This is a genomic window from Gillisia xinjiangensis, from assembly GCF_046298265.1.
In the GTDB taxonomy this organism is placed as follows: domain Bacteria; phylum Bacteroidota; class Bacteroidia; order Flavobacteriales; family Flavobacteriaceae; genus Gillisia; species Gillisia xinjiangensis.
The window spans coordinates 1-988 of sequence record NZ_JBKAHK010000026.1 but is presented as its reverse complement, the minus strand read 5'-3'; the positions used below and the strand labels follow the sequence as shown (position 1 = coordinate 988).

Genomic DNA, 988 nt, shown 5'->3' with positions numbered 1-988 from the left:
GTATCATCATCGGTGATCGTACCGGTAGCTGTTTGTCCGCCTACACTTAAGGTATAAGTCTCGTCATTCTCATCGATCAGGTCTCCCAAGCCTGGGAAGGTAACCGTAAATTCTGTTACGCCCGCTGGTACAGTGATTAAGCCGGTGCCACTATCATAGGTCACGCCATTGCTGAAGACCGGAGTTGCAGTATAGTCGGTGCCTGCTGATGCAGTCACATCCGTTACACTGAACGCATAGGTTTCGTCCGTAGCCGAAGCCGTGGTCATCGTCACCGTATGAGTCAGATCCGTACCCTCGATTTCAGTCGCATCCGTTACACTTTGTACCGCTGCCGTATCATCATCCTGGATTGTTCCTGTGGCTTCGATTCCACCTACACTTAACGTATAAGTCTCATCGTTTTCATCCAACAAGTCTGTTAATCCTGGGAAGGTAACCGTAAATTCTGTTACCCCTGCAGGTACGGTGATGGTCATCGTGATCGGATCATAAGTCACGCCATTGCTGAAGACCGGAGTTGCAGTATAGTCGGTGCCTGCTGATGCAGTCACATCCGTTACGCTGAACGCATAGGTCTCATCCGTAGCCGAAGCCGTGGTCATCGTCACCGTATGAGTCAGATCCGTACCCTCGATTTCAGTCGCATCCGATACACTTTGTACCGCTGCAGTATCATCATCGGTGATCGTACCGGTAGCTGTTTGTCCGCCTATACTTAAGGTATAAGTCTCGTCATTCTCATCGATCAGGTCTCCCAAGCCTGGGAAGGTAACCGTAAATTCTGTTACGCCCGCTGGTACAGTGATTAAGCCGGTGCCACTATCATAGGTCACGCCATTGCTGAACAATGGGGTGCCGGTATAATCTACATCAGTTGTTGCAGTCACATCCGTTACGCTAAACGCATAGGTTTCATCCGTAGCCGAAGCCGTGGTCATCGTCACCGTATGAGTCAGATCCGTACCCTCGATTTCAGTCGCATCCG

The 988-nt window shown here is 50.4% G+C and carries 1 protein-coding gene; it reads right to left on the bottom strand.

All coding sequences use genetic code 11. From position 1 onward, the window contains the following. The coding region (locus ACKGJN_RS16260; RefSeq protein WP_409540617.1) for a hypothetical protein at positions 1-988 on the bottom strand (988 nt) is incomplete at both ends.